Source organism: Nitratireductor sp. (genome assembly GCF_017794765.1).
GTDB lineage: Bacteria > Pseudomonadota > Alphaproteobacteria > Rhizobiales > Rhizobiaceae > Nitratireductor.
In genome coordinates this window covers 2,947,978-2,970,930 of the sequence record NZ_CP051236.1, presented here as the reverse complement: position 1 = coordinate 2,970,930, position 22,953 = coordinate 2,947,978, and the positions used below count along the sequence as shown (strand labels likewise).

Here is a 22,953-nt window from a genome sequence, read left to right as displayed (position 1 = left end):
AGGGCATGGCGGGCTTCCATGCAGATGATCGTTGATGCCTACGGGTTCTGTCATTCACCGGACGCCTCGCTTGCATCCTTCACCATGTCGACGGGTGTTTCGCTCGGACTGTCGTGCAGAATGTGATCGAGCCGCTCGGCCACCATCGCATCGTCGAGGCCCGGCTCACGCTGCCATGGTTTGCGGCCTTTCAGGACCCCGGAATCGTGCACGATCTCCGCGACGAATTCCTCTTGCCGGTAGGCCATGACGTGAATGCCGGAAACGCCCGTGATCTCCTTCACCTCGTTGATGATGTCGATGCACAGGCGCTTGCCTTCTTCCTTCTGCTTTTGAGCACCTTCAAGCCGCGCGATCACCGCGTCGGGAATGTGGACTCCTGGAACGTTCGAGCGGATCCAGCGGGCGGTTTTCGCTGAGGCGAGCGGACCGACACCGACCAGAATGAAGCATTTCTCGTCGAGCCCCATATCGCGCACCCGCTTCATGTAGTTCTTCAGCATCGGAACGTCGTAGCAATACTGGCTCTGCACGAACTGCGCCCCGGCAGCGATCTTCTTGGCAAGCCGGTGCGGCCGAAAGTCGAACGGCGGGGCAAACGGGTTGATGGCCGCGCCGAGAAAAACGGCGGGTGGCGTTGTGAGGGTGCGACCGGAAAGAAACTTTTCCTCATCGCGCATGGTCCGCACGGTCTCCAGAAGCGACATGCAGTCGAGGTCGAAAACGGGTTTTGCTCCCGGCTGGTCGCCTGCCTGCACGCCATCGCCCGTCAGGCACATGATATTGCCTACGCCCATGGCGGCGGCTCCCAAAACGTCGCCCTGTATGGCGATGCGGTTCCTGTCGCGACATGCGATCTGCATGATCGTGGCGTAGCCCATGCGGGTGAGCAGTGCGCAGATGCCCATGGAGGACATGTGGCAATTGGCACCGGAGGCATCCACGGCATTGATGCCATCGACCCATCCGTCGAAGATTGCCGCCCGCTCATAGACATCCTGCGCATTGGCGCTGTCGGGTGGGTTTAGTTCTGCCGTCACCGCGAATTCACCACGCCGAAGCACGCGTTCCAGTCGGCCACGCGAAGAATGGCCGGGCAGGGGCTCCAGCGGCAGGTCGACGCCATCCGGGTTTTCGTCGATCTGCGGCGGGCGGGACATCATGTAGCATCGCTCCGTCCGGTTTCCCGAGCGCGCGCCGCTTGTGCCGTGATCCTCAACCAGGCGGAGCTTTCTCTCAAGGACTGATCGACAGGGTGCTGTACGTGGAAAATCGCTTCGCCGCCGCGCATGGCCTGGGCACCTTCCCATGCCTTCACCCAGACGCATGGCATCTCAGGTTCCACCTCGCAGTTCCCGTTGCTCCGCACCCCCCCGCAGGGGCCGTTGCGCAATTGCTTGGGGCAGTTCATGGGGCATGACATGCCGGTGGATGACAGGATGCACTGGCCGCACATGCGGCAATCGAACATCAATCCCTTCAAATGGCGCTCTACGAATTTCACCGGCGTTTCAGCGCGTGCATAGCCCACGGCGTTCCAGAACGGGTGAAGCAGAAGAAAGAAATGCGAAAAGCGGGCGTAGACCCATTCAAGAAAGCGCGCATGGCGCACCGACCAACGCCGCATGGTGTAGCGTCGCTGGACGCGGCGCTGTGGTGAAACATCGGCTGGTCTGTAGGCGAGATTCTCACGCGCCTTTTTTACCAGTGTTGCCTGGGTGATGGACGTTTGCTTTGTGGCGCTATCGATCGGCATGGCCACCTGCCTCGACGAGCGCCAGAAGGCGATCCCTGTCAAAATCACTGTCGATCGCGCGCAATGCCTGGTCTGCCTCGGTATCCAGATCATCGCTGACGGTGACCGGTTCCCCGCGCCGCCACTCGGCCAGATAGGCATCCGTGTCCCGGGCCCCGACGCGCATGGCGCACATGTCGATGGCCTCGGCAAAGCGCGGGGGCAGTTCGCGTTTGGCAGCCTGACGCCCCTTTCTGACAATCACCTGAGCGGGGATGTCGCGCCAATATACAATGATCAGCTGGGCCATAGGCGCCTGTTCCTTCCTTGATTTTCAGAATTGCCGCATTGCCGCGCGCCCGCTTGCTGCAAGGCGACGCGCGTGCATTCAAATGCGACGTGAAAGGAAAGAGTAGCGGCGGGTTAGTGCATCACCGCACCGGCCATCATGCTGGCACCGACCACCACCCCGGCAATCACCATGAGGGAGAGGACGCCACATGTAATGGCAATACCGAGAAGGACGCCATCGCGCTCGGAAAGGGCGAGCCCGATCAGCGCGCAGGAGAAGGCGGGAAACCAGTTGCCGAGTGGAATAGGGAGTGTCACGGCAATCGACAGGATCAGTGCGGCAAGGCCGATGATCCTGTCGGCGTGATCGCGTGCAAACGGCCAATAGCGGGGCTTGATCAGGCGCTCCAGCCAGATCAGGCGCGGGATGAGCCGTTCGCTCATGTGGCGAAATTTGTCGGCGCCGATCGCCTTGTTTAGCAGGAACCGCGGCAGCCAGACGGTGCGATTGCCCATCACCATCTGCAGGGCGACCAGGACCAGCGGCGGCCCAAGCACGAGGGTGCTGCCGGGGGGGAAGGGCAGGAGGTTGAGGCTGGCAAAAAAGACGAGAAGGGTGGCGAAGCTGCGGTCGCCGAGCGCCTGGCGGATTTCGCCGATGGTGACCCTGTCTTCAGCGTGCTTGGCGAGGTCGCGAAAAATGCGCGATAGCCGGCGCGGCGGAAGGTGAGCCGGCGGTGCGCCCGACACCATATCCAAATCCATTCCCTCCGCCTTCATTCCACTCTTGCAGCCAGCCGTTCGAATCCCGACCAGGATGACGTACAGTTTTGTCTGGATGCCGTTAAGCCTTCATGACAGAAGCCGCAAGCATCGTTCGGCTGGTTAAAGTTTATCGGGCGTGGCGGAACTCGAGAATATCGAGCTCTGATTCTCGCTCCGGAGCAGGAAATTCCATGCGCCAGCCATCCTCGCGGTCGCGGAAAACATAGGCTACCTGATCGCTGGCGCGGCCTGCGCCGTAGGAAGGTGGGCGGTCGGACGACACGAAATAGCTGCCGAGATAGATCAGCCGGGTATCGCTGTGCGTGAAAAATCGTCCCCTGGTGCGCTGCGACCCGGTCAGTTTTTCAAGCGCCCAGCCGGCTCCATCGTCACTGACCCTGCAACGGAACCAGTCATAGACCACGAGCGGAACCAGACCACCGGCCTTTATGGTGCGGCACTCCCAATCGCCTGACAGGTCGAACCCCTCGAAGGTCCGCTGCTCCCGCTGATCGATCTCTTCCAAAAGCGCAATATCAGTTGCTGTCGGGCTGGTTCTGGCCTGCTTCAAGGCATCGGCGCGGATCCGTTCATAGGCATCGAGACGCGCAGCATCACGGTAGGTGATCTGCTGCATCACTGTGTCCTTTTCGAAGCCTGCCCGTTCCATGTCGAGCTTTTCCTGAACCAGCGACTGTGCGGTTACCGGGAACGTGCTCAGGCCAAGCGCCAGAAGGGGGAGGAAAATGCGATGCATGAAAATCTCTCCTGAAAATCGCGCAGTATCCTCGGGCAGTGCATCGCCAATGTAACCATTTGATGGCACCGCGCGCGACACATCAAGCGCTTTGTGCCGCAGAAGCGAGCGCACCTGCCAAGTCGCCATAGCCCGTTCTGCGTTTTTCATATGTCAGCCCGAGAAGCTGTGCTGCGTTCTGTGCGACGCATTCGAGCCGTGGATCATCTGTTTGCGCGAGGTAGACGAGCTTTTCATAGTTGCCGAAAAAGTCCTCGATCAATTCGGGATGCCGATCGAGACCGAGTGGTTTCATGAAGAAGGCGTCGAACTGGCGACACAGAAAGTCGGTCATGTAAAAGGAAAGCATATCGTCTTCGGCAATGCCTTCGAAGGCCGAGAGCCCTTGGTAAAATGCGAAGCAGTGCGGGCCGTCGATGCGCGAGACACCATGTTTCTCACAAACACGGTCAAGCGCTCCGCCGGTGCCGCAATCCGCGTATCCAACGAAGACATTGCGATAGCCGTCGGCCCGGGCCTTCATGATTGCCGCATCCATCGCGGGGGCGATGCGCTTGGGACGATAGTGGAATTCGGCGGGAAGGCAGGTCAGCTCCAGATGCGTGAAGCCAAGGATGTCCCGCACCGCCAGAACCTCCCGCGCGATCATGCCACAGGCAATGACGAGAACCTTTTCGGGGCCGAGAACTTTTTGCGGTTTCGTGCGTTCCTGCATTGTAACTGTCCCGTTTGTTCGGGCGGTCTATCTGCGATGGAGACAAATCATGAAATTGTCTGTTCTTTCCCGGCTGGCCATTCTCATTCTCGTCGCCGGATCCGCTGCTGGCTGTGCCAACACAATTCGCGGGGTCGGCAAGGATGCCGCCAGCGCGGTCGATGCGACCCAGAGCGCGGGACGCGACATATCGCGCTCCACATACTAACGCTTCGCCGCTTGGCGAGCCTGGCCAGGATCAGGCGCCGGCCGACACGTTGTGCTTGCGCTTGATCAGTTCCTTGGCCATTTCGACGGTTACCGCCGCGTCGCGGCAATAGGCGTCGGCGCCCACAGCCTTGCCGAACTCTTCGTTGAGCGGCGCGCCGCCGACGAGGACAATGTAGTTTTCCCGTATGCCTTTTTCCTTCATCGTGTCGATCACAACCTTCATATAGGGCATGGTGGTCGTCAGCAGTGCTGACATGCCGACAATATCGGGCTGATGCTCCTCGATTGCACTGAGGTAGTTCTCAACCGGGTTGTTGATGCCGATGTCAATCACGTCGAACCCGGCGCCTTCCATCATCATCCCCACCAGGTTCTTGCCAATGTCGTGGATATCTCCCTTCACTGTGCCGATTACCATCTTGCCCTGTTTTGGGGCGCCGGTCTCGGCAAGAAGCGGACGCAGTATGGCCATGCCGGCCTTCATCGCATTGGCTGAAAGGAGGACCTCAGGGACGAACAGAATTCCATCGCGGAAATCCTCACCGACGATCCGCATGCCCTCAACCAGAGCATCCGTAAGCACTTCATAGGGTTGCCAGCCGCGGCTCAGAAGAATGTGCGTTCCTTCCTCGATCTCCTCCCTGAGCCCGTCATAAAGATCGTCGTGCATCTGCTGCACGAGTTCGTCGTCGGGAAGCTCCGAGAGGATGATTTCGTCGCCGGACATGCTCTGCCTCCTGCTGGTCATGTCGCGCGGGTGCTGAACTTTGAGCCGCGCTCATGGTTGGCCGCGCTCACGGTTTGGCCGCGATTGCGCGATGCCACCAGAATACGGTGCGAAACTGCTGAATATATAGCTGATTTGCGACTTGAGCCGTCAGGAAAGCGACGGCATACCAAAGGCCCGCTCCTGCAAAGAAGGTCGGGGAGGATATGGTTGTATTATTATGAATTATAAATCTAAGGTTGAATGTTAGTGGAATGTTAAGCGGAGTGCGGTTTCATCCATTCTGCAAGAGGGGGCTTGTCTGCTTGTTTGTAAGGAGCAGGGTCATGTTCAGAACCTCTCTATCCGCAGTTTTGCTTACCGCCATTTTTACCGCGCCCGCTGCCGCCGTTACCGACAAGGTCATTTTCAACGGCAACGTCATTTCAACATGTCTGATTACTGTAGGAACGCCAGGTGTCCTGAGCACCAATGTCGCAATGAACGTCCTTTCATCGACCGAAGCGGGGGGTGTTTCAGGTACGGCTACCGTTGTGACCACGGGAGCAGGGTACAACCTTTCGACTTCCGCGCCATCGTCCTTTGTTCTTGCGCCTGCTGGCGGCTATGACGATGTGACGTTCGCCAGCCATTACAGCGCATCAGGGGTTACCACGCTTCTCGATGTGGTGGGCTCGGTGACGTCTCCGCTCGGGCTTGGCTTGACCAATGTCGATGTCGACCTGTCCGCAACAAAGTCGGTCGGTGTTTTTCCTGCCGGAAACTACACGGCCGAGGTGACGCTGACCTGTGAATAGTCACGTCTGGAAACATGTCGTGCTGGCCGCGGTTTTCGCGGCTGGCTGCGGCACAAGCGCAGCGCAGTCGATGACGCCGATGCGCGGCAAGATATCGAGTTTCGACGACACGTTCTCGGTGCGGGTTTTTCCATACAATCCCTATCCGCACAGAATTCGCATGGCGGTGAAAGTCTACGATCAGGACTTTCGGCCAGTCGCCGCGCAGGTTTCTCCTGCAGAGACGATGGTCGGAGGAAAAGCATCGCGCGCTGTCCTTGTCTCGATAGGGTTCAACGACCAGCGGGTCAGACGTGTCAGGATCTGTGCCGAAAGCGTGCCGTTTCCTGGCCGCGGCACCAACATTAAGGCTCAAGTATGCGGACGTTTCATAGCTTATCGTATCGATTGACAGGGGCCTTAGCGCTCCTGTTTCTGAGCGCATCCACCGTGTACGGGGACAGCGACCAGTATATCGTCAATCAGAACCAGACCGGTGTTACGCTGCCGGGGGTTGTGATGCCCAACGGCTTTGACGAGATCAGGGCGGCGGACGGGACCACCTGCCGTGCGTCCATGGCGAATTCCGGTGCTTATCTGGACTCGGGCGTCATTGGAGATAACAGCTCGCAGCGCATCTCCGCCTATGGGCGGCTGGTTGTGCCCCTGGGGCGAAAACCCCGGCGGCTGGATTGCGACAAGCTCTATCAGCTTGAATTGCAGCGTCTGGAACTTGAGGTTGAACTCATGCGGCAGGGACTTGATCCGCGCATGCGCTCCAACCCCGACGGAAACTGGGCAAACGACGCTGCGTGGTCCAACAAGGGCAGGCGCTAACCGCGCCTGTTCACTTTCATAACAGTTACTTTGCATGCTCTGTTTTTGGTTGACGGAGTGATATTCTGCTACTACATGGCGCCCTTGATTTTCAACCTAGGGTTTTGTTATGAAGTATGTTCTTTCCTGCGCACTATTGTTTATGGGTACCGTCTCCTCGTACGGAACGCAGCTGGATATTCCTTTTAGTGCCAATCTTGAGGAGAGCTGCACCATCGAGCTGCAGTCCGATGGTCTGCTCGTTCGGGATGGCCTGGATGTTCTGGATTCTGCGGCTGCAGGTGGTCGGGCGGGTGTGGCCACGATCTATACGACAGGTCCAGGGTTTCAGACGTCGCTGGATACGCCTGAAGCCTTTTTATCAGCACCGGTCGGTACGGGCGGGGTCACGTTTACTACAACCTATAGTTCGACGGGGGCGACAACCACTCCGAAAGTGGCTGGCTCGACCACGACGCCACTGGAAGTGGGGGCGAGCAGTGTCTCGGTCGATCTGCGTGCGGTAGCCAACAATGCGATCTTTCAGAAAGGCGAGTATAAAGCCTTTGTCACAGTGACCTGTGAGTAGAGGCACCATGTACAGGCCGTTTTTGGCAGTTCTGATTGCGACTTGGTGCGGAACAGCTCCGGCCTTGTCGCAATCCATGTCGCCCATGCGAGGAGAAATCCGCAGCTTCACTGACAGTTTTGCCGTGCGGGTTCAGCCACGCAACCCCTACAAACATCGCATAGATGTGAGCATTCGCGCATATGATGCGGATTTCAGGCCGATCGACGCACGCATATCGCCCCCGGACTTCTCACTCGGTGCCGGTGCTTCACGATCGGTGCTGGTTGTGGTGAACTTCAACGGAGCGCGTGAACGTCGCGTGCGAATTTGCACCGAGAGTGCTCCTTTTCCCGGCAAGGGCGTGGGAATGAAAGCGCAGATCTGCGGAAAATTCATTGCCTATCGCCAATGACCGGGTTCGGCTGGTCCTGCCTTCCTGAATGAGGCGCCGGCTCGCTATACACTTCGGCTTCGGTGCTGATCCCTTCCGCGCACCAGTTGCGACACCATCTGCCGCTCGCGGAACGGAGATTGCGGCTGCAAACGCTAGGCTCTCAGAGTGAGTCACATGATGATCCTGGCGTGGAGTTTGCGCGATGACGATGATGGCTGGTGACGAGGGAACGCAGGATCTGCCGCGCCGGAGCCGCTCTGGACGCGGCGAACGCGGTGGCGCAGCAGCCCGCCGGGCGGCACGCGCCGGCGGAGGGCCAGGACAACAGCTCACGTATATTCGCCGGTCGCTCCCCCCGTATGAGGTGCTCGATGAGGAAGCGCTCTCGCTCGTGGAGGCGAACGCAGATACGATCCTCGAGGAGATTGGCATAGAGTTTCGGGACGATCCGGAGGCCCTATCTCTCTGGAAGGAGGCGGGGGCGGATGTGAGAGGCGACCGGGTGCACTTTCCCAGGGGATTGTGCCGGGGGCTTCTGAAGACGGCACCTTCAACCTTCACGCAGTACGCGCGCAATCGGGAGCGTTCTGTGGAGATCGGTGGCAACTCCACGGTCTTTGCGCCGGTCTATGGTCCACCCTTTGTGCGGGATCTCGATGGAACGCGCCGCTATGCGACTATTGAGGACTTCCGTAATTTCGTAAAACTCGCCTATATGGCTCCATCGATCCATCATTCAGGCGGCACCGTGTGTGAGCCTGTGGATGTGCCGGTCAACAAGCGCCATCTCGACATGGTGTTTGCGCATATGCGCTATTCCGACAAGCCCTTCATGGGCTCTGTCACGGCGCCGGACCGCGCCGAAGACACGATCGCCATGGCGAAAATTCTGTTTGGCGAGGATTTTGTCGATCAGAACACAGTGGTCATTAATCTGATCAACGCCAACTCACCCATGGTTTTCGACGAAACCATGCTGGGAGCGGCGAAGGTTTACGCGCGGGCCAACCAGGCGTGCATTGTCACACCGTTCATTCTCGCCGGGGCCATGAGCCCGGTGACGGTCATCGGCACGTTGACGCAGGTTCTGGCTGAAGTTCTGGCAGGTGCAGCGTTCACACAGCTGGTTCGTCCGGGTGCGCCGGTTCTTTTCGGCACGTTCGCTTCATCCATTTCCATGCAGTCGGGCGCGCCCACCTTCGGTACGCCGGAACCGTCGCTGGTTTCCTACGGGGCTGCGCAACTTGCGCGACGTCTGGGGCTTCCCTTCCGGACCGGTGGTTCGCTCACAGGCTCCAAGATTCCCGATGCCCAGGCAGCCTATGAAAGCGCGAATACACTGAACTCGACCGTTCTCGCGGGAACCAATTTCGTGCTCCACGCTGCCGGATGGCTGGAGGGCGGGCTGGTGTCCTCCTATGAGAAATTCATGATGGATGTCGATCAGCTCGGCATGCAACAGCGCCTGTGCGAGCCGCTGGACATGTCGGAGAACGGTCAGGCGATGGACGCGATCCGCGAAGTGGGGCCTGGAAGCCATTATCTGGGCTGTGCCCACACGCAGGCCAATTTCCAGACCGCGTTCTACCGCTCGTCCATTGCCGACAACAATTCCTACGAGCAATGGGCGGGAGAGGGTGAGAAGACTGCTGCGCAACGCGCCAACCAGCTCGCCCGGAGCTGGCTCGACACGTATCAGGCCCCGCCACTCGATCCGGGCATAGAAGAGGGGCTTCTTGATTTTATAGCCCGGCGAAAAGAATCGATGCCCGACGCTTTTGCCTGAAATCAGCCTTCGGGAAACGCGCGAAGCTTTCGACCGTCGATCGTCTGGAGTACGAGTGCGCCCTCTGGCGTGGTGGCGTAGAATTTCAGATCGCGCAGGATGGAGAGGAATTGTTGCTCCTGGTCCATCAATGATTCCGCACATGCCATTCTGGTGGTGGCAGCCGGACCCACCGCCAGTTTGCCGTTCTCCTCGGTCCAGCTTGCCGAGTAGCTGTTACAGGAGGCACGGCCGCTGACGCGGCCGTTTCCGGCAAAGCTGAGCGATACGCGCGAGCTGTCGATGATGCCGCGGCTATCGATATCCTCTACGATCCACACGATATCGATGATTGCGTCCATGGCGACAGGGATGAGGCGTGGTACGGTCCCGACAGGCACGAGCAACAATGTGCCGAGATCGATTTCTGACTGTTCGGGATCTATCAGGATCGCTCCCGAGGTCCAGCGCAGCTTTTGGCCATCATGAATGGCGCCGTAGAGTTGGTACGTTTCTTCTGGCTGAAACCGGGCTTTTTGAACCGAGAGGCTAAAGGGGATAGGCACCTGTTTTCCGTTGAGTGCGATTTTTGTTTCCGCGACAGGAGGTACATCCTCGGAGGCCATGGCATCACGGAGTTCAACAATTGCCATACTGTCCGACGGCAACGCCATACGCACGAGATAAGTGAGTTCACCGGAAATGGTCAGCATATCCTTCTCCGCTTCCTGGGCCAGCGCATCTGTGCCGGTGACAACACTGGCAGCAAGGGCAATGCTTTTGAGTAAGGTGCGGCATGAAACGAACATGGTTGTCCTCAATCTGTCCTAGTCGACCCGCCCTGTTCGATCTGAAAACACCGGTTGTATGAACAATCCTGTACCATTTTATGGCGCATCGGTTGGTGTCGTGCCATCAACTCATGAGAGCTTGCGTGTCACGGCAACCGGCTTATGATGTGTCGATTGGCGCGTTCGCGCCTGTTTTCAGCACCCGGAGAGTTTTGATGGAAAAGCGCCGTCTTGGACGCAGCGACCTCCTTGTTTCTCAGATTTGCCTGGGCACCATGACTTATGGCGAGCAGAACACCGAGGCGGAAGGCCACCAGCAGATGGACCGCGCGGTGGAGCGCGGCGTCAATTTTCTCGATATGGCCGAACTATACCCGATCCCGCCGAAGGCGGAGACGCAGGGACGTACGGAACGCATTGTCGGAACCTGGATGAAAGCGCGGGGTAATCGCGATCAGGTCATCATAGCGTCCAAGGTGATCGGCCGCACGGCCAATGAATGGTTCCGGGGCAACAGGCCATCGAAGCTGGTGCGCGCCGACATTATGGATGCCATCGAAAAATCGCTTGCCCGGCTGCAGACGGACTATATTGACCTTTACCAGATTCACTGGCCAGACCGTGAAAATCCATTTGGCTCCAACCCGACACGCGTCACGGCGATGTCGGAGCCGCTGGCTGATGAAACGCCCATTGCGGAAACGCTGGCGGTGTTCGATGATCTGGTGAAAGCTGGAAAAATTCGTCACTTCGGTCTTTCCAATGAGAGTTCCTGGGGTGTCATGCGCTTCATAGCCGAGGCCGACAAAGGTGTTGGGCCCCGGGTCGTCTCCCTGCAGAACGCCTACAATCTCATGAACCGCACTTTTGAAGTGAACCTTGCGGAGACCTGTCAGCGTGAAGAGATTGGCCTGCTTGCCTATTCGCCGCTGGCCCAGGGCTATCTGACGGGGAAATACGATGATGGCGCGATGCCGGAAGGGTCGCGCAAGGTTCTGTTTGATCGTCTTCAACGGTATGAAAAGCCGGGTGGGCCGGAGGCTGCAAAAGCCTACAACGTCATGGCGCGGGAATTCGGGCTAGCGCCGGCTACCTTCGCGCATGCGTTTGTCAACTCGCGGCCCTTCATGACCTCCAACATCATTGGTGCGACCACGATGGCTCATCTCGAAGAGGCGCTCGATGCGCTCGAGGTGCGCTGGACAGACGAGATGCAGACGGCAGTTGACGATCTGCATCAGCGGATCGGTAATCCGAGCCCCTGAGAAGGCTGCGGGCGATGCCTGTCGGCGGTATCGCCCTTTGCATCACAAAAAAAGCGTCTCCTTGTCGGATCGGCCTGGCCGTTTGCGTCCTTCGGACATCGCAATGACGGTGCGTCGCAGCGACGGCCGATTTGACAGGAGAGCGCGATGTTCAAAACTGCCTTTGCTGCCGCTTGTACGGCTCTTTTCCTCACATCACTCGCTGGCACGCCTGCGCGCGCGGAAGCGGGGATATCCAAACCGCTCAGGAGCGGAGAGGTGGAAGCTGGCGGCATTCGATATCACTATCAGGTTCACGGGGAGGGGGAGCCGCTCCTCGTCATGCATGGCGGGCTGGGACTGATTGAGATGTTCGGGCCGGTGTTGTCCATGCTGGCGGCTGAACGGGAGGTCATTGCCGTCGACATGCAGGGGCATGGGCGCAGTGAACTCGGTGATCGTCCGATCAGCCTGGAGGCCATGGGCGATGATATGGCCTCTATTCTCGATCAACTGGGTTATGACCGCGTGGATGCCATGGGCTATTCCATGGGTGGCGGCGTCGTGCTGCGTCTTGCCGTGCAGCACCCGGAGAAGGTGCGGCGCATAGCGCTTGTCTCGACGGGTTTTGCGCAGGACGGCTTCTATCCGGAAATGCTCCCGATGCAGGCTCAGGTGGGGGCCGGCATGGCCGAGATGATGAAGGATACGCCCATGTATCAGTCCTATGCCGCCGTGGCGCCGGATCCCTCTCTCTTCCCGAACCTGCTCGACCGCATGGGCGCCTTCATGCGCAAGCCCTATAATTTCGCCGAGGATGTGAAGACATTGGGCATGCCTGTGATGCTGGTGTTCGGGGATTCGGATATGTATCGGCCTGAGCATATTGTGGCATTTTACCAATTGCTCGGTGGCGGGCTGAAGGATGCTGGCTGGCAGCGTGAGAACATGTCTCAGAACCGCCTGGCGATCCTGCCGAATCTTACGCACTACGACATTGGTGTCTCGCCCAGGCTGGCCGAAACCGTGTTGCCGTTCCTGAACGATGACCAGGTCAATGCGCCGTGGACAGCGGATGACCTGATGCGCAAGTAGGCGCTTTGCGGGAGAACGTCCCTTGCCGGTCGAGAGCCGGCAAGGGTATTCATGCTTGTGGGTCAGACCATGTCAGGGCCAGGTTGTCCGCTGCCAAGCACTACCATGCGGGCACCGCGCGGGACGCGTTTGTAGAGATCGATAATATCGTGGTTCAGCAAGCGTATGCAGCCTGAAGACACCGACCTGCCGATCGACCAGGGCTCCGTGGTGCCGTGGATGCGATAGAGCGTGTCCTTTCCGTCCTTGTATAGATAGAGCGCGCGCGCGCCGAGTGGATTGTCGATCCCGCCCTGCATGCCGGCTGCAAGCGGGCGATAGCGTTCCGGTTCGCGGTTGATCATTGCAAGAGTCGGGGCCCAGTTGGGCCACTCGGCCTTCCGGCCAATGATGCCGTCGCCCTCATATTCGAGCCCCGCCTTGGCAACGCCGATGCCGTAGCGCATGGCTTTTCCGTTCTCCATCACCAGGTAGAGGAAGCGGTTTTCGGGATCGACAACAATCGTGCCCACCGGCTCGCTGGTCGGATAATCGACCATCTGGCGCAGATATTTGCGATCCATCCTGGTGACATCGATTGCCGGAATGACGATGCCGTTGTCATCGATCTCGCGGTACATCTCCTGATAGTAGGAGAGCATGGGACCGGGGACGTCTGCCGCGGGGATGGTGCTGCGGCCTGTGGTGGTGCAGGCGGCAGCGAATGCAGGCAGGAGCAGCAACATGACGAGCCGCGCAACGCGTGGGGCTGCGCGTGCAACTTTGATGTGGAACAAGGACACTCTCCTTACGTATGGGATTCCGGATTTCATGTGGTGTGGCTCGCTTCTTTGGCGCGGATGCGTGGAAGCGTTGGGTGGCGCTTGGCATGCGGTTCTCGAAAAATTGTGGCAAAGACCGGACCTGTGCCCGAATGTCGCGCGAATAGCGTCCGTGAGCCGAAATCCGCCCATGCAGTGCGGCATTTTTCCCACAGTCTGCGTCTCGTGAGGGCTGGCCCGATGCCGTTCGCGGCTCTCAGGGGCCCATTGCACTGGCGTGACACGGACCGGGTGCGGCGCGATTTGCCGGTTACCGGAAGCAAACACGGGCCGCACGCCTTTTCATCCTTACAACGTGGTTAACAGCTCGATTCAAACTTTATTGGTAAGTTTGCAATAACAATGCCCTTTCAACCGGTGGAACGGGCACCGGGCTTCCAAATTCCTCGAACTCCTGCAGATCGTCTATGCGTGTTCCTGCATTCCTTCGACCTGTCCTTTTGACGCTTGTGCTGACCGGCTGCACTGGCGGACCCAGCATTGACGCCGCGCTCAAGATCGATCCGCCCTCACGCGAGGTTACGAGCTCGATTGTGAGGCCGGATGTGGGACTGCCGGACGCCACAATCGCTGAAAGCGAGGCCAGTCATATGAGCGAGGCGGGCATGACGGCCATTGCCGAGCCCGACCGAGTCTCGACACCCGCACTTGAGCAGGTGGCCATGATCACGCCGCCAAAACCGACGCTGCGCCCCAAGAGCGTTGCACGCGGCAAGGTCTATCGAAGCCAGTTCGGCGATGCGCATCCCATCAACTTCGGGAAGATCACTCCAAAGCATCACGCGGTGCACGGTGTCGATGTTTCGCGCTGGCAGGGCGACATCGACTGGGAGAGGCTGCGTGAGCGTGGCGCCAATTTCGCCTATATCAAGGCGACGGACGGGGTCGACCATATCGACCCGATGTTCAAGAAAAACTGGAATGGCGCAGCCAAGGCCGGCATTCGACGTGGCGCCTATCATTTCTTTTTCTGGTGCCGCAGGGCCTCCGACCAGGCGGAATGGTTCATACGCAACGTTCCGAAAGTGAAAGGCGCGCTGCCGCCGGTTCTGGACGTGGAATGGAACCACCAGTCAAGCTGCAAGTGGAAGCCATCGCGCGCGGAAGTCATTGAAAAAATGCAGGTTTTTCTGGATCGGCTCGAGCGTCATTATGGACAGCGGCCAATCATTTATACCGCGCCCGATTTCTACGAGGACAATCTGAAGGGGGCGTTTCCGAACCACCCGTTCTGGCTGCGCGCCGTGGCCGAGCATCCCTCAAAAGTCTATCCGGGACGTGACTGGGTGTTTTGGCAGTACTCAGGATCGGGCTTGAGCCAGGGCGTGAACGGCAGGATCGACCTCAACGTCTTCCACGGAGACGAAAGCGCCTGGTGGCGCTGGCTTGGCAAGGTGGCCGGCTGATCCCCTGGCAAAAGGGCGTTCCGTCAGGAACACCAGGATTCCCTGAAACCGCGCCAGCGATGGGCAAGGCCCTCGGCAATGAGCTGATCGCCGATCGGCTTGCCGTCCCGGTAGAGGCTTCTGAGCTTGCGGCCGTAAACGTCTTCGTCGCGCATGCTCGTGCGCCGCAGATCGAACGGACCTGAATTGACCAGTTGCTGAAAACGGCGCTGCGCGCGGCGGGCCAGTTTCTTCTCGTATGCGCATTCGGGCGAGAACAGTTCTGGCGTGTTGAAGCCTGTCACCCTGATCTTCTCGCCATTCACATAGAGCGTGTCGCCATCCACGATGCAGTTTACCCGCTTACCGCTTCCACAGATCGGGAAGTACCGCATAATATGTGGCTGGTTCTGCGATTGGGGGGTGCCAAAGAGGCCTGAGATTGTGTCGGTGGGGATGATGGAATAATGCGCTGCTGCCCAGCCGGCGACAAGGGCGAGTGTGATGAGCCCGAAGCCGTCCTTAAGCGCCTGGAGTGAGCTCCGGTGCCATCTCTTGCGCCTGCTCGCGTGTCCTGGAGCGGCGCGCCGGGCGCTGCCGCTTCTGCCTGATCTGGAAGAAAGATCGAAATAGCGTGCCATTTCCTGCTCCCCGAGGACAGTGGAGCAGGGTTGAATGAAGACAGGGTTTTGGTGGATACGCGAATTTTAACGAATGTGTCCTGTCCTGCGTCGGGCTTGCCCTCCCGATTTACAGGCGCCGAGTTTTGCGCTGTCGTGAACGCGTGAGGGTGAGGACAGCCTGTCGACCAAGGTATGCCAGAGGCTGTATGGATGCCTGATCCAAATTCCGCGTCGGCTGAGTGAATCGGCTGAGTGAATCGGCTGAGTGAATCTGCTGAGTCAGGGGGGAGCTGCGTTGCGAGGCGTGTGAGCGGAAAGGCATGAATGGGCCGCTGTCCGGATCGCGTCTCTTGACAGTGCTGGTAGGGAGAAGGATAGGAAAGGACATGATCGAGCAGGACACTCATATCGTTTCCCGGCCGACCGGCATCTTCCAGGGCGAGATGCCGGAGCCTGAACCACGCTGAGAGATAGACGCGGATCACACTCCGGCAACCTCGCCGCGACGCGGACGGGGTTTTGTGCGTAAATCTGTACCCTGTCCATTTTTGAAAAATGGAGACCATCAATGGCGCAGAACATTTACGACAATTCCGATTTTTTCAAAGGCTACAGCCAGCTTCCACGGCAGGTACACGGACTGGCGGGCGCGCCGGAATGGCCAACCATTGCGGCCATGCTGCCTGATGTGACGGGGCGTCGGGCTGTTGACCTCGGATGCGGCTTCGGCTGGGTATCGCGCTATCTGCGCGAGGCGGGGGCGCAGAGCGTTCTCGGGCTCGACATTTCGCAGAACATGATTGCGCGGGCGCGCGCCGATACCGACGATGCGGCAATCGACTATCGGATTGCGGATCTGGAGACGCTGGACCTGGCGGAAGGGGGATTCGACTTCGCGTTCAGCGCGCTGACCTTTCATTACATCCGTGATTTCGATCGGCTGGTGCGGACGATCCACGGAGCGCTGACACCAGGCGCGCATTTCGTGTTCACCATCGAACATCCGGTTTTCATGGCGGCCATGCGGCCGCGCTGGCTGCCGGACGAAGACGGGCACAAGACCTGGCCGGTCAATTGCTATGCGCTTGAGGGGGAGCGGCGGACCGACTGGTTCGCCAAGGGCGTGGTCAAATATCACCGCACGATGGCGACGACGCTGAACGCGCTGATCGGAGCCGGATTTGCGCTGCGCGAAATCAGGGAGTTCGCACCGACCGAGGCGCAGATTGCGCAGATGCCGGAACTGGCCGAAGAACTGGAGCGGCCGATGATGCTTCTGGTTTCGGCGCAGCGGTGAGGGAGTGGCGGTGGCTTGCATGATTTGGACAATTGTCCTAATGACGTAGATCATTCGCAATGAGGTCTTCATGGCTGCCGTTTCCACCCGTGAGCAGATTGTCGAAATCGCTGATGATCTGTTCTATCGGGGCGGGTTCGAGGCGACGTCATTTGCGGATATCGCCGCCGATATCGGCATCTCGCGGGGTAATTTCTATTATTATTTCAAGACCAAGGACGAGATTCTGGATGCTGTCATTGACCGGCGGCTTCAGCGCACCTCGGCAATGCTGGACGGATGGGAATCGCAGGCTCCGGAACCGCGCGAGCGGATCGTCGCCTTTATCGAGCTTCTGATCGCCAACCGTGCTCCGATCATGGCCTATGGATGCCCGGTTGGCACGCTGTGCGCCGAGCTTGCCAAGCTCGATCATGTCCACAGGGAACGGGCGGCGGAGATTTTCGGCCTGTTTGCGCGTTGGCTTGAAAAGCAGTTCAGGGCGCTGGGCGCAGATGAGACGGCGCGGGAATGGGCGCTGCATGTGCTGGCCTGGTCGCAGGGGGTGGCTTCGCTCGCCACCGCGTTCAAGGACGAAGCGTTCATCCGCCGGGAAGTGGCGGACATTACCTGCTGGCTCGACGACCGGATTGTTTCACTTTCACAATAGGGACTGGATTTGCATGTTTGTTACTCTTTTGAAGTTTGCCGAGAACCGAAGCGCCGCTGGGGAATTCATGGCTGGCCACAATGAATGGATCGCCAAGGGGTTTGCCGATGGTGTTTTCCTGAGTGTCGGCTCTCTGGAGTTGGGCGGCGGAGCGGTGATTGCCCATGGGGAGAGCCGTGAAGCCCATGATGCACGCATTGCCGCCGATCCCTTCGTGGAGCATGGCGTGGTGAGCGTGGAGACCTATGAGATCGACCCGAAGCGCACGGTGCCGGCGCTGGAGTTTACGAAGGCTGGGTAGCGGCGGGCTCTCCTTGCGAGCGCAGGGCGGCTTTGACGGTCGATTGGCCGGACAGGTTCCTGGCGCCAAGCTTCAGGCTATGACCGGTTACGTCTATATGCTCGCCAGCCAGAAGCGCGGCACGATCTATATCGGCGTGACGAACGATCTTGGACGCCGGATTGTCGAGCACAAGGACGGGAAGGGCGCTGGTTTTACGCGCCGCTAAGCGGTAACGCGGCTTGTCTGGTATGAGGAGCATTTTGATGTTCGTGACACCATTCAGCGGAAGAGATCGCTAGAGCGGTTCAGAGCTTTACTGAATCGGTAGGGATTCCCGGATTGCTGATTTTGTGATTCAAGATGCTGGCTGGGAAGGAGGCCAGCATCTGATGACAGCACCTCTATCCAATGATCTTCGTGAGCGCGTTGTCGGAGCGCTCGAAGGCGGCGAGAGCTGCCGGTCTGTCGCGGCCCGTTTCGGGGTTTCTGTTTCCTCGGTCGTGAAGTGGCATCAACGCTACCGGGCTACCGGCTCGGTGGCGCCCGGCAAGATGGGTGGGCATCGCAAGCGCGTTCTGGAACCGCATCGGACATTCATCGTCGAGCGTATCAACCAGACATCGCATCTGACGCTGCACGGGCTGAAGGATGAACTGGCGGCGCGCGGGGTGAAGGTGTCGCACGACACGGTGTGGAACTTCCTGCGCCGTGAGGGGCTTCGGTTCAAAAAAAACACTGTTCGCCCTTGAGCAGGCCCGCGCCGACACTGCCCGCAGGCGGCGGCGCTGGCGATCCTTTCAGGCGGATCTCGATCCACACAAGCTGGTGTTCATCGATGAAACGTGGATCAAGACCAACATGGCCCCGCTGCGCGGCTGGGGACAGAAGGGCAAGCGCCTGCGCGGCTTCGCCCCGCACGGCCACTGGCGCACGCTGACCTTCCTCGGCGCGCTGCGCTGCGACCAGCTGACGGCGCCTTGCGTCTTCGATGGACCGATTAACGGGCAGTGCTTCCGCGCCTATGTCGAACAGCAGCTCGTGCCTGTGCTCAGACCTGGTGACATCGTCATCATGGACAATCTCGGATCGCATAAAGCTGCGGCCATCCGTCAGGCCATCAAGGCCGCTGGAGCAAGGCTCTGGTTCCTACCACCCTATTCCCCCGACCTGAACCCCATCGAGCAGGCCTTCGCCAAGATCAAGCACTGGATGCGACAGGCCCAGAAGCGCACCATCGAGGATACATGGCGACACATCGGCCATCTCATCGCGACGATCCAACCAACCGAATGCAGAAACTATCTCGAAAACGCTGGATACGCTTCCGTCAAAAACTGAAACGCTCTAAAGCGCTGGTCGCGACAATGGAAGATCGATCCATGCCATAACGGCCGTCGAAGTGTTGACGGTCAAAGCACTGCCCAAGAAAAAACCCGCGCCTGAGCAGCGCGGGTTTTAATCGTCAAAGAGTGAGAGCCTCAGCTACATCCGCTCGTTGCGCCGCAGGTGTCGCATTTCTCGCAGGTGCCGTTTCTCACCATGGTGAAGTTCTGGCATTCCGAGCACATGTTGCCCGTGTAACCCTGCATGATCGCCTGCTGACGGCGGTGGGTCTCGACCTTCTTGGCGTCGGCGGCCTCGGTTGCAGCGGCTTCGGTGAAGACGTCGTTGATATCACCTTCCTGCGCCACCTCTTCGGCCAGTTCCTTCGCTCGTTCCTCATAGTCGCGGCGGAAAGCCGTGGCCTCTTCCTGGAGGCCGGCAACCGCCGGCTTCAGCGCATGCACTGTCGCACCGGAGGAAACAGCACGCACCGTGCTGCCGGAGGAGCCCTTTGGTTCGCCGGACTTGCCGGAGACAACCTTGAGCGGTGCGCCGCGGGTCAGGCCCTTTGAATAGGGCAGGGCCTTGCCTTCATTGATGCCGCGGCCAAGCGCGGTATTGGTGAAGTCGGACGTGTCCACATGGGCAAGGTCGGACCGGTCGAGATAGGAAACGGCCAGTTCGCGGAACACATAGTCGAGGATCGACGTGGCGTTCTTGATGGCATCATTGCCGATGACCATACCGGCCGGCTCGAACTTGGTGAAGGTGAAGGCCTCCACATATTCGTCGAGCGGCACGCCATATTGCAGACCGAGCGAGATGGCGATGGCGAAATTGTTCATCATTGCGCGGAAGGCAGCGCCTTCCTTGTGCATGTCAATGAAGATCTCGCCGAGGCGGCCATCGTCGAATTCGCCGGTGCGCAGGTAGACTTTGTGCCCGCCGATCACAGCCTTCTGGGTATAGCCCTTGCGGCGGTTGGGCAGCTTCTCGCGCTCGCGCACCACTTTCTCGACCACGCGCTCGATGATCTTTTCCGAGATCGTCGCGGCCTGGGCAGCTGTCGGCGCTGCGGCCAGTTCCTCGACCAGATCGTCGGCATCCTCTTCATCGTCGGCGATGAGCGAGGAATTGAGCGGCTGCGAGAGCTTGGAACCATCGCGGTAAAGCGCATTGGCCTTGAGCGCCAGCTTCCAGGAAAGGAGATAGGCCGCTTTGCAGTCCTCAACCGTCGCCTCATTGGGCATGTTGATGGTCTTGGAGATGGCGCCCGAGATGAAGGGCTGGGCAGCGGCCATCATGCGGATGTGGCTCTCGACCGAGAGATAGCGCTTGCCGATCTTGCCGCAGGGATTGGCGCAGTCGAAGACGGGCAGGTGCTCATCCTTCAGATGCGGAGCGCCTTCAAGCGTCATGGCACCACAAATGTGGATGTTGGCGGCCTCGATCTCCTTCTTCGAGAAGCCGAGGGCGGCCAGCATGTCGAAGGAGAAATCGTCGAGCTGCTCATCGGTGAAGCCGAGCTTTTCCCGGCAGAAATCCTCACCGAGCGTCCACTTGTTGAAAGCGAACTTGATGTCGAAGGCCGATTTGAGCGCGGCATTGACGGCGGCGATCTTCTCGTCGTCGAAACCCTTGGCCTTGAGGCTCGTCGGGTTGATGGAAGGCGCCTGGTCGAAATTGCCATGGCCGACGGCATAGGCCTCGATCTCGGCGATCTGGGCCTCGGAATAGCCGAGCGTACGGAGCGCCTCCGGCACAGCGCGGTTGATGATCTTGAAGTAGCCGCCACCGGCCAGCTTCTTGAATTTCACCAACGCGAAGTCGGGCTCAATGCCGGTCGTGTCGCAATCCATGACGAGGCCGATCGTGCCGGTGGGCGCGATGACGGTGGCCTGCGCATTGCGGTAGCCGTGCTTCTCGCCGAGCTCCAATGCGCGGTCCCAGGCAGCGCGGGCATGCTCGATCAGATCGGCATGCGGGCATTCTTCCGCCTTGAGGGGCACCGGATTGACGGAAAGGCCCTCATAACCGTCGCTCTCGCCATGGGCGGCGCGGCGATGGTTGCGAATGACGCGCAGCATGCTCTGGGCATTGCGCTCATAATCGGGGAAGGGGCCGAGCTCGCCGGCCATTTCGGCAGACGTGGCATAGGCCACACCGGTCATGATAGCGGTCAGCGCACCGCAGATGGCGCGGCCTTCAGGCGAATCATAGGGGATGCCGGAGGTCATCAGAAGGCCACCAATGTTGGCGTAACCGAGACCGAGCGTGCGGTATTCGTAGGAAAGCTTTGCAATCTCCCTGGACGGGAACTGGGCCATCATCACTGAGATTTCCAGCACCATGGTCCACAGGCGCACCGTGTGCTCATAGGCCGCGATGTCGATGGAACCGTCCTTGTTGCGATATTGCAGGAGGTTCATCGAGGCGAGATTGCAGGCCGTGTCGTCAAGGAACATGTATTCCGAGCACGGATTCGAGGCGCGGATCGGACCCGCGGCCGGCGAGGTGTGCCAGTCATTCATGGTGGTGTTGTAGTGCAGGCCCGGATCAGCCGATGCCCATGCGGCATAACCGATCTTCTCCCACAGGTCGCGGGCCTTCACGGTCTTGGCGACCTTGCCGTCGATGCGATTGATCAGGTTCCACTCGCCATCAGCCTCGACAGCGCGCAGGAAGTCGTCCTTCAAGGAAACGGAATTGTTTGAGTTCTGGCCGGAAACGGTGAGGTAGGCTTCCGAATCCCAATCCGTGTCATAGGTCTTGAAGCCGAGATCGGTATAGCCCTGGCGCGCAAACTGGATGACGCGCTGGATGTAGTTCTCCGGCACGGCATTGCGCTTGGCGGCCTTGATCTCGCGCTTCAGCGCCGGGTTCTTGGACGGGTCAAAGCAATCATCATTGGCGCCTTCGCAATTGATGCAGGCCTTCATGATGGCGTCGAGATGTTTCCTGGCGATCTTGGAACCGGTGACGAGGGCCGCAACCTTCTGCTCTTCCTTCACCTTCCAGTCGATATAGGATTCAATATCGGGATGGTCGACATCGACCACCACCATCTTGGCCGCGCGACGCGTGGTGCCGCCCGACTTGATGGCGCCGGCGGCGCGATCGCCGATTTTCAGGAAGGACATGAGGCCCGACGACTTGCCGCCGCCGGACAGCTTTTCACCTTCGCCTCTGAGATGCGAGAAGTTGGAGCCGGTGCCCGAACCATATTTGAACAGGCGCGCCTCGCGGACCCACAGATCCATGATGCCGCCTTCATTCACCAGATCGTCGCCAACGGACTGGATGAAGCAGGCGTGGGGCTGCGGGTGCTCGTATGCCGATTTGGACTTTGTCAGCTTGCCGGTGAAGGGGTCGACATAATAGTGGCCCTGGCCGGGGCCATCGATGCCATAGGCCCAGTGCAGGCCAGTGTTGAACCACTGCGGGGAGTTGGGGGCAACGCGCTGGGTGGCGAGCATGTAGCACAGCTCGTCCATGAAGGTCTGGGCGTCTTCCTCACCATCGAAATAGCCGCCCTTCCAGCCCCAGTAGGTCCAGGTGCCCGCAAGACGATTGAAGACCTGAGCGGCGCTGGTTTCAGAACCATAGCGCTCTTCTTCAGGGAGACCCTTCAGGGCTTCCTCGTCGGCCACCGAACGCCAAAGGAAGGAGGGAACATCGTTCTCCTCAACCTTTTTCAGGCGCGCGGGCACGCCGGCCTTGCGGAAATATTTCTGGGCCAGAATGTCGCTGGCCACCTGGGAGAACTGCGCCGGAACGTCGATATTCTCCAGCCGGAAGACAACGGAGCCATCCGGGTTCTTGATTTCGCTCGTGGCCTTGCGGAAGGAAATCTCCGCGTATGGGCTCTGGCCCTGCCTTGTGAACCGGCGTTCGATGCGCATTTTGTCCTCTTTGCCCCT

The 22,953-nt window shown here is 59.4% G+C and carries 26 protein-coding genes; 15 read left to right on the top strand and 11 right to left on the bottom strand.

The genetic code is table 11. The features are described from left to right. Positions 1-50 precede the first annotated feature (50 nt). The 6 genes from HF949_RS14105 to HF949_RS14080 form a co-directional block, all read right to left on the bottom strand. The gene (locus tag HF949_RS14105; RefSeq protein ID WP_292896264.1) at positions 51-1,163 is read right to left on the bottom strand and encodes a methylenetetrahydrofolate reductase; all 1,113 of its coding nucleotides are present in this window, start codon (positions 1,161-1,163) and stop codon (positions 51-53) included. Then, positions 1,160-1,756 carry a methylenetetrahydrofolate reductase C-terminal domain-containing protein gene (locus HF949_RS14100; protein WP_292896262.1) on the bottom strand — a complete coding sequence of 199 codons (597 nt, stop codon included), beginning with the start codon at positions 1,754-1,756 and terminating at the stop codon, positions 1,160-1,162. The genes HF949_RS14105 and HF949_RS14100 overlap by 4 nt, the downstream gene beginning before the upstream one ends. Beyond that, the gene (locus HF949_RS14095; protein ID WP_292896260.1) at positions 1,743-2,045 is read right to left on the bottom strand and encodes a virulence factor; all 303 of its coding nucleotides are present in this window, start codon (positions 2,043-2,045) and stop codon (positions 1,743-1,745) included. The genes HF949_RS14100 and HF949_RS14095 overlap by 14 nt, the downstream gene beginning before the upstream one ends. 113 nt (positions 2,046-2,158) lie before the next feature. Next, a complete protein-coding gene (locus tag HF949_RS14090; RefSeq protein WP_292896258.1) occupies positions 2,159-2,791 on the bottom strand; it encodes an exopolysaccharide biosynthesis protein in 633 nt (210 codons plus the stop codon). A gap of 127 nt (positions 2,792-2,918) precedes the next feature. Continuing rightward, positions 2,919-3,548: a DUF4893 domain-containing protein gene (locus tag HF949_RS14085; protein WP_292896256.1), complete on the bottom strand. Its 630-nt coding sequence runs from the start codon at positions 3,546-3,548 to the stop codon at positions 2,919-2,921. 82 nt (positions 3,549-3,630) lie between these two features. Beyond that, on the bottom strand, positions 3,631-4,263 hold the full coding sequence (locus HF949_RS14080) for a DUF1638 domain-containing protein (RefSeq protein WP_292896254.1): 633 nt from the start codon (positions 4,261-4,263) through the stop codon (positions 3,631-3,633). A 49-nt stretch (positions 4,264-4,312) separates the two neighbouring features. On the opposite strand from HF949_RS14080, the gene HF949_RS14075 reads away from it, so the two are divergent. Then, positions 4,313-4,471, top strand: a complete 159-nt coding sequence (locus HF949_RS14075; protein ID WP_292896252.1) for an entericidin — start codon at positions 4,313-4,315, stop codon at positions 4,469-4,471. A gap of 30 nt (positions 4,472-4,501) precedes the next feature. On the opposite strand, the gene HF949_RS14070 is transcribed toward HF949_RS14075, so the two are convergent. Then, on the bottom strand, positions 4,502-5,200 hold the full coding sequence (locus HF949_RS14070) for a corrinoid protein (RefSeq protein WP_292896250.1): 699 nt from the start codon (positions 5,198-5,200) through the stop codon (positions 4,502-4,504). A gap of 326 nt (positions 5,201-5,526) precedes the next feature. Here HF949_RS14070 and HF949_RS14065 point away from each other — a divergent pair, with 326 nt between their 5' ends. The 6 genes from HF949_RS14065 to HF949_RS14040 all read left to right on the top strand — a co-directional run bounded on the left by HF949_RS14065 (position 5,527) and on the right by HF949_RS14040 (position 9,543). Continuing rightward, complete coding sequence (locus HF949_RS14065) at positions 5,527-5,997, top strand: hypothetical protein (protein ID WP_292896248.1); 471 nt, start codon at positions 5,527-5,529, stop codon at positions 5,995-5,997. 19 nt (positions 5,998-6,016) lie between these two features. Then, on the top strand, positions 6,017-6,388 hold the full coding sequence (locus tag HF949_RS14060) for a hypothetical protein (protein ID WP_366931270.1): 372 nt from the start codon (positions 6,017-6,019) through the stop codon (positions 6,386-6,388). Between the two features lie 38 nt (positions 6,389-6,426). After that, a complete protein-coding gene (locus HF949_RS14055) occupies positions 6,427-6,813 on the top strand; it encodes a hypothetical protein (protein WP_292896246.1) in 387 nt (128 codons plus the stop codon). A gap of 109 nt (positions 6,814-6,922) precedes the next feature. Next, complete coding sequence (locus tag HF949_RS14050; protein ID WP_292896244.1) at positions 6,923-7,381, top strand: hypothetical protein; 459 nt, start codon at positions 6,923-6,925, stop codon at positions 7,379-7,381. Between the two features lie 7 nt (positions 7,382-7,388). Beyond that, a complete protein-coding gene (locus HF949_RS14045; protein WP_292896242.1) occupies positions 7,389-7,775 on the top strand; it encodes a hypothetical protein in 387 nt (128 codons plus the stop codon). A 193-nt stretch (positions 7,776-7,968) separates the two neighbouring features. After that, complete coding sequence (locus tag HF949_RS14040; protein ID WP_292900204.1) at positions 7,969-9,543, top strand: trimethylamine methyltransferase family protein; 1,575 nt, start codon at positions 7,969-7,971, stop codon at positions 9,541-9,543. A gap of 2 nt (positions 9,544-9,545) precedes the next feature. Here the strand turns inward: HF949_RS14040 and HF949_RS14035 are convergent, their stop codons facing one another. Next, positions 9,546-10,331 (bottom strand): META domain-containing protein, encoded by a 786-nt coding sequence (locus HF949_RS14035; protein WP_292896240.1) that lies wholly within the window; start codon positions 10,329-10,331, stop codon positions 9,546-9,548. Positions 10,332-10,528: 197 nt separating this feature from the next. Here HF949_RS14035 and HF949_RS14030 point away from each other — a divergent pair, with 197 nt between their 5' ends. Both HF949_RS14030 and HF949_RS14025 read left to right on the top strand, forming a co-directional pair. Then, positions 10,529-11,578 (top strand): aldo/keto reductase, encoded by a 1,050-nt coding sequence (locus HF949_RS14030; RefSeq protein ID WP_292896238.1) that lies wholly within the window; start codon positions 10,529-10,531, stop codon positions 11,576-11,578. A 147-nt stretch (positions 11,579-11,725) separates the two neighbouring features. Continuing rightward, positions 11,726-12,652: an alpha/beta fold hydrolase gene (locus tag HF949_RS14025; RefSeq protein ID WP_292896236.1), complete on the top strand. Its 927-nt coding sequence runs from the start codon at positions 11,726-11,728 to the stop codon at positions 12,650-12,652. Positions 12,653-12,714: 62 nt separating this feature from the next. On the opposite strand, the gene HF949_RS14020 is transcribed toward HF949_RS14025, so the two are convergent. Beyond that, positions 12,715-13,377: a L,D-transpeptidase gene (locus HF949_RS14020; RefSeq protein ID WP_441338411.1), complete on the bottom strand. Its 663-nt coding sequence runs from the start codon at positions 13,375-13,377 to the stop codon at positions 12,715-12,717. Between the two features lie 503 nt (positions 13,378-13,880). Here HF949_RS14020 and HF949_RS14015 point away from each other — a divergent pair. Next, complete coding sequence (locus tag HF949_RS14015; RefSeq protein ID WP_292896233.1) at positions 13,881-14,879, top strand: glycoside hydrolase family 25 protein; 999 nt, start codon at positions 13,881-13,883, stop codon at positions 14,877-14,879. Between the two features lie 23 nt (positions 14,880-14,902). On the opposite strand, the gene HF949_RS14010 is transcribed toward HF949_RS14015, so the two are convergent. Then, entirely contained in the window at positions 14,903-15,499 is a 597-nt protein-coding gene (locus HF949_RS14010; protein ID WP_292896231.1) for a thermonuclease family protein, read from the bottom strand. Between the two features lie 550 nt (positions 15,500-16,049). On the opposite strand from HF949_RS14010, the gene HF949_RS14005 reads away from it, so the two are divergent. From HF949_RS14005 to HF949_RS13985, 5 genes are all read left to right on the top strand, one after another. Continuing rightward, a complete protein-coding gene (locus tag HF949_RS14005; protein WP_292896229.1) occupies positions 16,050-16,778 on the top strand; it encodes a class I SAM-dependent methyltransferase in 729 nt (242 codons plus the stop codon). A 70-nt stretch (positions 16,779-16,848) separates the two neighbouring features. Next, positions 16,849-17,427, top strand: a complete 579-nt coding sequence (locus tag HF949_RS14000; RefSeq protein ID WP_292896227.1) for a TetR/AcrR family transcriptional regulator — start codon at positions 16,849-16,851, stop codon at positions 17,425-17,427. A 13-nt stretch (positions 17,428-17,440) separates the two neighbouring features. Continuing rightward, entirely contained in the window at positions 17,441-17,728 is a 288-nt protein-coding gene (locus HF949_RS13995) for a YciI family protein (RefSeq protein WP_292896225.1), read from the top strand. 13 nt (positions 17,729-17,741) lie between these two features. Continuing rightward, on the top strand, positions 17,742-17,936 hold the full coding sequence (locus HF949_RS13990) for a GIY-YIG nuclease family protein (protein WP_292896223.1): 195 nt from the start codon (positions 17,742-17,744) through the stop codon (positions 17,934-17,936). A 163-nt stretch (positions 17,937-18,099) separates the two neighbouring features. Then, a protein-coding gene (locus tag HF949_RS13985) for an IS630 family transposase (RefSeq protein WP_292894608.1) occupies positions 18,100-19,048 on the top strand; the annotation gives its coding sequence in 2 pieces (ribosomal slippage) (positions 18,100-18,435 and positions 18,437-19,048; 948 coding nt in all). Between the two features lie 140 nt (positions 19,049-19,188). Here the strand turns inward: HF949_RS13985 and HF949_RS13980 are convergent. After that, positions 19,189-22,935: a vitamin B12-dependent ribonucleotide reductase gene (locus HF949_RS13980; RefSeq protein WP_292896221.1), complete on the bottom strand. Its 3,747-nt coding sequence runs from the start codon at positions 22,933-22,935 to the stop codon at positions 19,189-19,191. Positions 22,936-22,953: the final 18 nt, after the last annotated feature.

Coding starts and splice junctions, on each gene's coding strand:
- HF949_RS14045 (WP_292896242.1), top strand. CDS start 7,389: ATGTACAGGCCGTTTTTGGCAGTTCTGATTGCGACTTGGTGCGGAACA.
- HF949_RS14010 (WP_292896231.1), bottom strand. CDS start 15,499: ATGGCACGCTATTTCGATCTTTCTTCCAGATCAGGCAGAAGCGGCAGC.
- HF949_RS14035 (WP_292896240.1), bottom strand. CDS start 10,331: ATGTTCGTTTCATGCCGCACCTTACTCAAAAGCATTGCCCTTGCTGCC.
- HF949_RS13995 (WP_292896225.1), top strand. CDS start 17,441: ATGTTTGTTACTCTTTTGAAGTTTGCCGAGAACCGAAGCGCCGCTGGG.
- HF949_RS14085 (WP_292896256.1), bottom strand. CDS start 3,548: ATGCATCGCATTTTCCTCCCCCTTCTGGCGCTTGGCCTGAGCACGTTC.
- HF949_RS14075 (WP_292896252.1), top strand. CDS start 4,313: ATGAAATTGTCTGTTCTTTCCCGGCTGGCCATTCTCATTCTCGTCGCC.
- HF949_RS14030 (WP_292896238.1), top strand. CDS start 10,529: ATGGAAAAGCGCCGTCTTGGACGCAGCGACCTCCTTGTTTCTCAGATT.
- HF949_RS14000 (WP_292896227.1), top strand. CDS start 16,849: ATGGCTGCCGTTTCCACCCGTGAGCAGATTGTCGAAATCGCTGATGAT.
- HF949_RS14100 (WP_292896262.1), bottom strand. CDS start 1,756: ATGCCGATCGATAGCGCCACAAAGCAAACGTCCATCACCCAGGCAACA.
- HF949_RS14070 (WP_292896250.1), bottom strand. CDS start 5,200: ATGTCCGGCGACGAAATCATCCTCTCGGAGCTTCCCGACGACGAACTC.
- HF949_RS14065 (WP_292896248.1), top strand. CDS start 5,527: ATGTTCAGAACCTCTCTATCCGCAGTTTTGCTTACCGCCATTTTTACC.
- HF949_RS14040 (WP_292900204.1), top strand. CDS start 7,969: ATGGCTGGTGACGAGGGAACGCAGGATCTGCCGCGCCGGAGCCGCTCT.
- HF949_RS14080 (WP_292896254.1), bottom strand. CDS start 4,263: ATGCAGGAACGCACGAAACCGCAAAAAGTTCTCGGCCCCGAAAAGGTT.
- HF949_RS14095 (WP_292896260.1), bottom strand. CDS start 2,045: ATGGCCCAGCTGATCATTGTATATTGGCGCGACATCCCCGCTCAGGTG.
- HF949_RS14090 (WP_292896258.1), bottom strand. CDS start 2,791: ATGGATTTGGATATGGTGTCGGGCGCACCGCCGGCTCACCTTCCGCCG.
- HF949_RS13980 (WP_292896221.1), bottom strand. CDS start 22,935: ATGCGCATCGAACGCCGGTTCACAAGGCAGGGCCAGAGCCCATACGCG.
- HF949_RS14005 (WP_292896229.1), top strand. CDS start 16,050: ATGGCGCAGAACATTTACGACAATTCCGATTTTTTCAAAGGCTACAGC.
- HF949_RS14015 (WP_292896233.1), top strand. CDS start 13,881: ATGCGTGTTCCTGCATTCCTTCGACCTGTCCTTTTGACGCTTGTGCTG.
- HF949_RS14020 (WP_441338411.1), bottom strand. CDS start 13,377: ATGTTGCTGCTCCTGCCTGCATTCGCTGCCGCCTGCACCACCACAGGC.
- HF949_RS14025 (WP_292896236.1), top strand. CDS start 11,726: ATGTTCAAAACTGCCTTTGCTGCCGCTTGTACGGCTCTTTTCCTCACA.
- HF949_RS14050 (WP_292896244.1), top strand. CDS start 6,923: ATGAAGTATGTTCTTTCCTGCGCACTATTGTTTATGGGTACCGTCTCC.
- HF949_RS14105 (WP_292896264.1), bottom strand. CDS start 1,163: ATGATGTCCCGCCCGCCGCAGATCGACGAAAACCCGGATGGCGTCGAC.